Below are 6647 nucleotides of genomic sequence, written 5' to 3'. Positions count from 1 at the left end.
CAGACCTCCCCATGCGGGCGGCTACGGCTTGTCGGCCTGAATCAGGACGTAGCCCAGTGTCTCGTTGACCTTCTCAATGGCACTCCACCCGTTGCGGAACGCGTCGGCCTGTTCGTGGCCATACGCCTTCCGGAGCTGCCCCAGCGCGGCTTCCGTTTGGAGTTCCCTGTACGTCGCCCGGTTGCTTGGCCGGAAGGTATTCGCCGTCACATCCCGGCAGCTGATATTCGTAAGGCCAACCTGTTTCAGATCGCGGACGTAGTCCTCCAGCGAGGCCAGGTCGTTCGCCGCGAAGGCTGGATACGCGATCGCGCTCTCCTCGGAGGTGAGGGGGCGCAGCGTCACGAAGTCCGCCACGACGACGCGCCCGCCGGGGCGCACGACGCGGGCCATTTCACGAAACACCTGTAGCCGCGAGGGCATGTGGAAGATGGACTCGAATGCCCAGGCGGCATCAAACGTTCCGTCGCGGTAGGGCATGGCCATCGCGTCCACCAACTCGAACCGCGCCGTGGGGGCGTCATCCGTCGCGTTCGCGGAGCCCGCGCCCGTCCCTTGCGCCTGTGCTCGTGGTGCCACACCGCTCTCGCGGGCATATCCGGTGGCGGTGGCGATCTGCGATTGGCTGATGCTGATGGCGGTGACATGCGTGTTGGTGGCGCGGGCCAGCTGAATGGCGGGTCGGCCCGTGCCACAGCCCACATCCAACGCGCGTTGGCCTGGCTGAAGCCCCATGTGCGAGATCATGAGGTCGGTGAAGTTCTTCTGGGCCTGGGACATCGAGACGGTCGCATCGGTGGGGTCGGGCCAGAACCCCATGTGGATGCTGTCGCCCCAGACCGTTTGATAAAACTGAGCCATCACATCGTAATAGCGGCCAACGCCTTCTGCCGTGTACTGGACTTCACTCATGGAACGACTCCTTGATCGAGCAGCGCTGCTGGCCAATTCAGGGGGGGACGTCCAGGGCAAGGCCCCGCACGTCTCCTGGTCCCCCGCGGTGGGGGGAAACACTGTCCCCATGCGGTGGAAGAGTGTATCAGCCCTGTCTCATAACGCGATACCGTAGATGCTCACCCTGCGTGCCAGCACCTCGGTCCCCCGCCGGCTGCGCCCCCGCTGGCTCATGTATTTGATTGCCTGGAGTAGCTGCTTGCCGCACCGCCAGCCAGTGTGCGAGTACCGTGGCCTGGGGTTGTCCCTCCAGCGCATGCGGGTTGGGCGGGCCCGCTTCAATGGCATACAGTTGGCCTGGCGGCGAACCGGGTGCGAACGAGGTGTGCAATGGACTGGCGACTGTCGAAGGGCGTGACGCGCATGGTGCTGGTGCGGCACGGGCAGCCGGTGGAGGAGGCGCGGGGCCGGTGTTACGGGCGGCTGGACGTGGGGCTGTCCTCCTCGGGCCGGGTGCAGGCCGAGCACGCCGCGCGTTTCCTGGCCGAGGCGCCCCTGTCACGCGTCTACGCGAGTCCACTCCGGCGCGCGGTGGAGAGCGCGGCCCCGCTGGCGCAGCTCAAGGGGATGGCGGTGGACACGGAGGCGGCGTTCCAGGAACTCGACTTCGGTCTCTGCGAGGGCCTCACGTATGCGGAGGTGGAGAAGCGCTACCCCGAGGTGTTCGCGGAGTGGATGGCACGGCCCACGCGGGTGCGCTTCCCGGAGGGAGAGAGCTACCCGGAGCTGCGCGAGCGGGTGTCGTCGGCGGCCCGGGCGCTGCGCTCGCGGCACTCGGGAGAGACGTTCGTGCTGGTCTCGCACGGCGGCGTGAACCGGACGCTGCTGGCCGAGGCGCTGGGCTTGCCGGACGCCCACCTGTTCCGGCTGGAGCAGGGGTACTCGGCGGTGAACATCATCGACTTCCACGGGGACGAGCCCGTCGTGAAGTTGATGAACCTGACGTTCGGCTGAGCCGCCGGGCAGGGCGAGCGGTGGTATGGAGCGACTCGAGAGAGGGCTTGCCAGGGGCTCGACGATCCATGACGAAACACCGCTTTTCTCCCGCGGAGCGAGAAGCTGTCTACCGAGCGATCAGCGAACGCCGGGACATGCGCCACTTCCGGTCCGATCCCATCGATCAGGAGATCATGGCGCGGCTGCTCCATGCGGCGCATCTCGGGCCGAGCGTCGGCTTCATGCAGCCGTGGCGGTTCATTCGCATCACGGATGCAAGGCTGCGCGGTGACATCGCGGAACTGGTCGAGCAGGAGCGCGCGCGTACCGCCGAGGCGCTGGGCCCGCGGGGCGAGGAGTTCATGCGCCTCAAGGTCGAGGGCATCAAGGAATGTCCCGAGCTCTGGGTCGTGGCGCTGATGGAGCAACGCGAGCGCTACGTGTTTGGCAGGCGCACCCTGCCGAACATGGACCTCGCCTCCGCCAGTTGCGCCATCCAGAACCTCTGGCTCGCCGCGAGGGCCGAGGGGATTGGCATGGGTTGGGTGTCGCTCTTCGAGCCCACCCGGCTGGCGGAGTTGTTGGGAGCACCAACGGGTAGTGAGCCCATCGCCATCCTGTGCCTGGGCCATGTCGAGGCCTTCTATGAGCGGCCGATGCTGGAGCTGGAAGGCTGGGACTCACGCCGGCCGCTGGAAGAGCTGATCTGGGAGAACCGGTGGCGGAGTGCCGAGGGGTAGGCGCGAGCGCATTCCGTTGACAGAAGCGCGCCGCCTCCGATACTTGGCCCCGACAATTTGATTCCATTAGCCAGGGGTGCCCGCTAGCAAGGGCATAACGGGGAAGCCGGTGTGAGTCCGGCGCGGACCCGCCACTGTAAGTGGGGAGCTACCTCCGAAGTCACCACTCGATTCGTCGGGGAAGGTGGAGGTGGCGCGGAACGCCGTCAGGCGCTCTGAACCCACGAGCCAGGAGACCTACCCAGGGCTGTTCGACCCATCTCTCCGTGGATTGAGAGCGAGGTTGCCATGCCGGGTTTCTCCGGGCGTGGGTGTGGTGCCGTCCTCCGGCATTGCGTCCAGGCCTGTCTCCAATCAGCGCCTCTCCCTCCGAGCGCGGGGCTCGCGGCACTCGTCCTGTTGCTGCTGCCTCATCCCGCGCATGCCATGCACCTGGCGGAAGGCATCCTTCCCTTCGGGTGGGCCGCGGGCTGGACGCTTTCCGTGCTGCCACTGCTCGCGCTGGGCGTCACGCGGTTGCGCCAGCGCATGGCGCAGAGCCCGCTCTATTCGCCCTTCGTGGCGATGCTCGCCGCCGCGGTCTTCGTCGTCTCCTGCATGCCCGTGCCGGTTCCCATCATCGGCACCTGCTCGCACCCGTGTGGCACGGGGCTCGCCGCCGTGCTCATCGGTCCGGTGATGACCGTGCTGGTGACGTTCGTGGCGCTGCTGCTGCAAGCGCTCTTCCTCGCCCACGGGGGGCTCACCACCCTGGGCGCCGACATCTGGTCCATGGGCGTGGTGGGCGGCTTCGTCGGCTATGCCATCTTCCACGCACTGCGCTCGGTGCGCGCCTCGCTCGGGGTGGCGGCCTTCGCCGCGGGCATGTTGTCGGATTGGGCCACCTACGCCATGACGTCCTTCGAGCTGGCCTCGGCGCTGCACGGCGCCCAACCGCTGGGCTCCACGCTGGGCACCCTGCTGCTCTCCTTCCTCCCCACCCAGCTTCCGCTCGGACTGCTCGAGGGGGCCTTCACCGCCGGCGCCGTCGTCTTCATCTCCCGCCGCCGGCCCGCCCTCCTGAAGTTCCACGCGCTTCCCGCCGCACCCGCCACGCCATGAAGCCGCTCCTCGCCGAGGCCTCGGGCTGGCCGGGTGTCGACGAGCACGTCGTGCTCCCGTTCGTCGAGGCCGCGGGACGTTCCCCCCATCCGCCACTGATTCCGCTGGAGGGGGATGTCCTCCTCTTCGCCTTCCTGTGTGCCGGGCTCGTGGGGGGCTTCTTCCTCGGCTACCTCTACCGCTCCCTGTTCGTCGAGACGGGAGAGCGGGCGTGAGCCGCGCGGCCCTTCGCGAGCGGGTGGCCGGGCTGGATGCCCGCCTCAAGCTGGGGGGCGCGTTGCTCTCTCTGCTGGTGGCGCTCGCCGGGCCCGCGCCGCATACCGCCTCGACGGTGGCGGCGCTGGCCCTGCTCGCCTCGCTCGCGGTGGGCGAGCGGGCGGGGGTGTTGCTGCGTCGCCTCGGGGTGGCGCTCTTCTCGGGTCTGGCGCTCTGGGCCTTGCACGGATTGCTGCGGCCGGAGGCGAGCGGAGCCTGGAGACTCGGGCTGGTGCTGGGGACGCGGGTCGCCGCGGGAGCCACCGTCTTCGGCCTCCTCATCGCGCTCACTCCGCCCTGGGCGCTGGTGGGGGCGCTGCGCGCCTGGCGGGTGCCGGCCCCGCTCGCCGAGGTGCTCGCGCTCGCGGTGCGCTACGCCACGGTCCTCGAGCGGGCGGCCCACACCGCGCGCGAGGCCCAGATCCTCCGCCTCGGCTACCGGGGCGTGCGCCGCGGCGTGCATTCGCTCGGGGCGCTCGGTGGGCTCACCCTGGTCCGCGCCTTCGATCAGGCCCACGCCACCGCCGAGGCGATGGCCGCCCGGGGCTGCCGTGGTGCCCACCTCCCACCCCCGGGAGAGCGGCCGTGAAGGCGGCGCTCGCACTCGAGGCGCTCTCGGTGGGAACCCCCGGCGGCCCCGCCATCCTCTCCGGCCTGTCCCTCGAGGTGCGGTCGGGAGAGGTGGTCGCGTTGCTCGGCGCCAACGGGTGCGGCAAGACGACGCTGCTGCGCGGCATCGCGGGGCTGGTGCCGGAGCGCGCCGGCAAGGTGTGGCTGCGCGGACAGGTGGCTCCGCGCGGAGCGGTGGCCCGGACCGAAGCGGGCCTGGCGCTCGCCTTCCAGAATCCGGATGACCAGTTGTTCGGCACCACGGTCGGGGAGGACGTGGCCATCGGTCCGATGCATCAGGGGCTCGCTCCGGACGCGGTGCGGGCCCGGGTGGACGAGGCGCTCGCCGCCACCGGCCTGGCGCACCTGGCGGAGCGCCCCATCGAGGCGCTCAGCTTCGGGGAGAAGAAGCGGGCCTGTCTGGCGGGCGTGCTGGCGATGCATCCGGCGGTGTTGCTGCTCGATGAGCCCACCGCCGGGTTGGATCCGGTGGGAGAGCGCGAGACGGCGGCCCTGCTGCGGCGTCTGGCGCGCGAGCGCGACGTGGCGCTGATCGTCTCCACCCATGCCACCGACGAAGTGCCCTTCTTCGCCGACCGGGCGGCCGTTCTCGGCGAGGGGCGATTGCTCGCCTTCGGTCCTCCCGCGGAGGTCTTCCGGGACGCGGCGCTGCTGGCGCGGGCGCATCTGCGCGCACCGGCCGTCGCCGAGTTGTGGGCCCAACTCGCGCCCTTCCTTCCCGAGTCGGGGGAAGCCCCGCCCCTCACGGTCGCCGAGGCCGCCCGGCGCCTCCTTCCTCTCCTCGTCCCCACAAGCCAGGAAGTGCACCCGTGAGCACCCCTCGTTCCAACCACGGCATCCTCTTCGTCGGACATGGCAGCCGCGACGCGCAGGCCATCGCGGAGGTGCACCGCTTCGTGGACGCCTACCGCGAGGCCCATCCGGAGCGGCGCGTGGGCCTGGGCTTCGTGGAGCTCACCGAGCCGGCCCTCCCCGAGGCGCTGGATGCCATCGCCTCCGAGGTGCCGGAGGTGCTCGTCGTCCCGCTCTTCCTCTTCACGGCGAAGCACGTGAAGAACGACATTCCGCTGGCGCTCGCCACGGCGCGCAAGAATCACCCGGGCGTGCGCTTCCTCGCGGTGAAGGCCTTTGGCGTCCATCCGGATCTCGCGCAACTGGCCTTCGAGCGCACCCAGGCCCGCACCGGACCGCTCTCCCCCCAGGAGGCGGCGCGCATGGTGGTGGTGATGCTGGGGCGTGGCTCGTCGGATCCAGACGCCAACGGTGACTTCTGCAAGCTGACCCGCCTCTACGCGGAGGGCAGGGGCTTCGCCCAGGTGCAGCCGGCCTTCGTCGGCATCGCGAAGCCCTCGCTGGAGGAGGCGCTGGAGTGGGTGGCCCGGGCCCGACCGGAGCGCATCCTGGTGGCGCCCTACCTGCTCTTCTCCGGGGTGCTGTTGCAGAAGATCCACGCCCAGGTGGCCCTCTTCGCCGAGCGCTATCCCTGGTTGCGCGCCGAGGTGGCACCACACCTGGCGGATGGCAGCATGTCGCCGCTCGTCCAGCACGTGGACCGGCGCATCGAGGAGGCCCTCGCGGGCGGGGTGCCGCTGCCGTGCGATGGCTGCCAGTACCGCGTGCCGCTCACGGGCCTCCAGGAGAACGTCGGAGGCCTCAAGGCGCTGCTCTGGAGCATCCGCCACCGGGAGACGCACACCCAGGCGGCGCCCCATCCGCACGCCCACCGCGCCATGGAGAAGCACGTGCTGGTCTGCGGCAACGCCGACTGCGCCGAGCGCGGCAGCGTGGCGCTGATCGAGGCGCTGCGCCGCAAGCTCAAGGAAGTGGGCAAGGGGCGCACGGTGCGCATCACCCGGACGGCCTGCATGGGCCGCTGTGGCGAGGGGCCCACCGTGGCCGTCTACCCGGATGGCATCTGGTATCGCGGCGTCACGGAGGCGGATGCCCGGGAGCTCGTGGAAGAGCACCTGGTGGGTGATCGCCTCGTGTCCCGTCTGGTCGACAACATCATGCAGTAGCGAGGAGAACACA

Annotated in this window: 8 protein-coding genes and 1 riboswitch; of the genes, 7 read left to right on the top strand and 1 reads right to left on the bottom strand. The window is 70.0% G+C overall.

The annotated features are described in order from the left end of the window. Positions 1-21 precede the first annotated feature (21 nt). On the bottom strand, positions 22-912 hold the full coding sequence (locus CYFUS_RS31575) for a methyltransferase domain-containing protein (RefSeq protein ID WP_157758780.1): 891 nt from the start codon (positions 910-912) through the stop codon (positions 22-24). 372 nt (positions 913-1284) lie between these two features. On the opposite strand from CYFUS_RS31575, the gene CYFUS_RS31570 reads away from it, so the two are divergent. From CYFUS_RS31570 to CYFUS_RS31540, 7 genes are all read left to right on the top strand, one after another. Beyond that, positions 1285-1908 (top strand): histidine phosphatase family protein, encoded by a 624-nt coding sequence (locus tag CYFUS_RS31570; RefSeq protein ID WP_095988598.1) that lies wholly within the window; start codon positions 1285-1287, stop codon positions 1906-1908. A gap of 68 nt (positions 1909-1976) precedes the next feature. Beyond that, positions 1977-2630: a 5,6-dimethylbenzimidazole synthase gene (bluB, locus tag CYFUS_RS31565; protein WP_095988597.1), complete on the top strand. Its 654-nt coding sequence runs from the start codon at positions 1977-1979 to the stop codon at positions 2628-2630. 56 nt (positions 2631-2686) lie between these two features. Further along, positions 2687-2890: riboswitch (cobalamin riboswitch) on the top strand. 28 nt (positions 2891-2918) lie between these two features. Continuing rightward, the gene (locus CYFUS_RS31560) at positions 2919-3731 is read left to right on the top strand and encodes an energy-coupling factor ABC transporter permease (RefSeq protein WP_232536930.1); all 813 of its coding nucleotides are present in this window, start codon (positions 2919-2921) and stop codon (positions 3729-3731) included. Then, positions 3728-3946 carry a hypothetical protein gene (locus CYFUS_RS31555; RefSeq protein WP_095988596.1) on the top strand — a complete coding sequence of 73 codons (219 nt, stop codon included), beginning with the start codon at positions 3728-3730 and terminating at the stop codon, positions 3944-3946. Before CYFUS_RS31560 ends, CYFUS_RS31555 begins: the two co-directional genes overlap by 4 nt. Next, entirely contained in the window at positions 3943-4575 is a 633-nt protein-coding gene (locus tag CYFUS_RS31550; RefSeq protein ID WP_157758779.1) for a CbiQ family ECF transporter T component, read from the top strand. The genes CYFUS_RS31555 and CYFUS_RS31550 overlap by 4 nt, the downstream gene beginning before the upstream one ends. Next, complete coding sequence (locus tag CYFUS_RS31545; protein WP_232536929.1) at positions 4572-5429, top strand: energy-coupling factor ABC transporter ATP-binding protein; 858 nt, start codon at positions 4572-4574, stop codon at positions 5427-5429. Before CYFUS_RS31550 ends, CYFUS_RS31545 begins: the two co-directional genes overlap by 4 nt. After that, entirely contained in the window at positions 5426-6634 is a 1209-nt protein-coding gene (locus CYFUS_RS31540) for a CbiX/SirB N-terminal domain-containing protein (RefSeq protein ID WP_095988594.1), read from the top strand. Before CYFUS_RS31545 ends, CYFUS_RS31540 begins: the two co-directional genes overlap by 4 nt. Positions 6635-6647: the final 13 nt, after the last annotated feature.

The organism is Cystobacter fuscus (genome assembly GCF_002305875.1).
Lineage (GTDB): Bacteria > Myxococcota > Myxococcia > Myxococcales > Myxococcaceae > Cystobacter > Cystobacter fuscus_A.
The sequence above is the reverse complement of the archived record's forward strand: the minus strand, read 5'-3'. Positions and strand labels throughout refer to the sequence as shown.

Bases quoted from the DNA above. Each gene is read 5' to 3' on its own strand.
- CYFUS_RS31575 (WP_157758780.1), bottom strand. From the start codon at position 912: ATGAGTGAAGTCCAGTACACGGCAGAAGGCGTTGGCCGCTATTACGAT.
- bluB (WP_095988597.1), top strand. From the start codon at position 1,977: ATGACGAAACACCGCTTTTCTCCCGCGGAGCGAGAAGCTGTCTACCGA.
- CYFUS_RS31555 (WP_095988596.1), top strand. From the start codon at position 3,728: ATGAAGCCGCTCCTCGCCGAGGCCTCGGGCTGGCCGGGTGTCGACGAG.
- CYFUS_RS31570 (WP_095988598.1), top strand. From the start codon at position 1,285: ATGGACTGGCGACTGTCGAAGGGCGTGACGCGCATGGTGCTGGTGCGG.
- CYFUS_RS31560 (WP_232536930.1), top strand. From the start codon at position 2,919: ATGCCGGGTTTCTCCGGGCGTGGGTGTGGTGCCGTCCTCCGGCATTGC.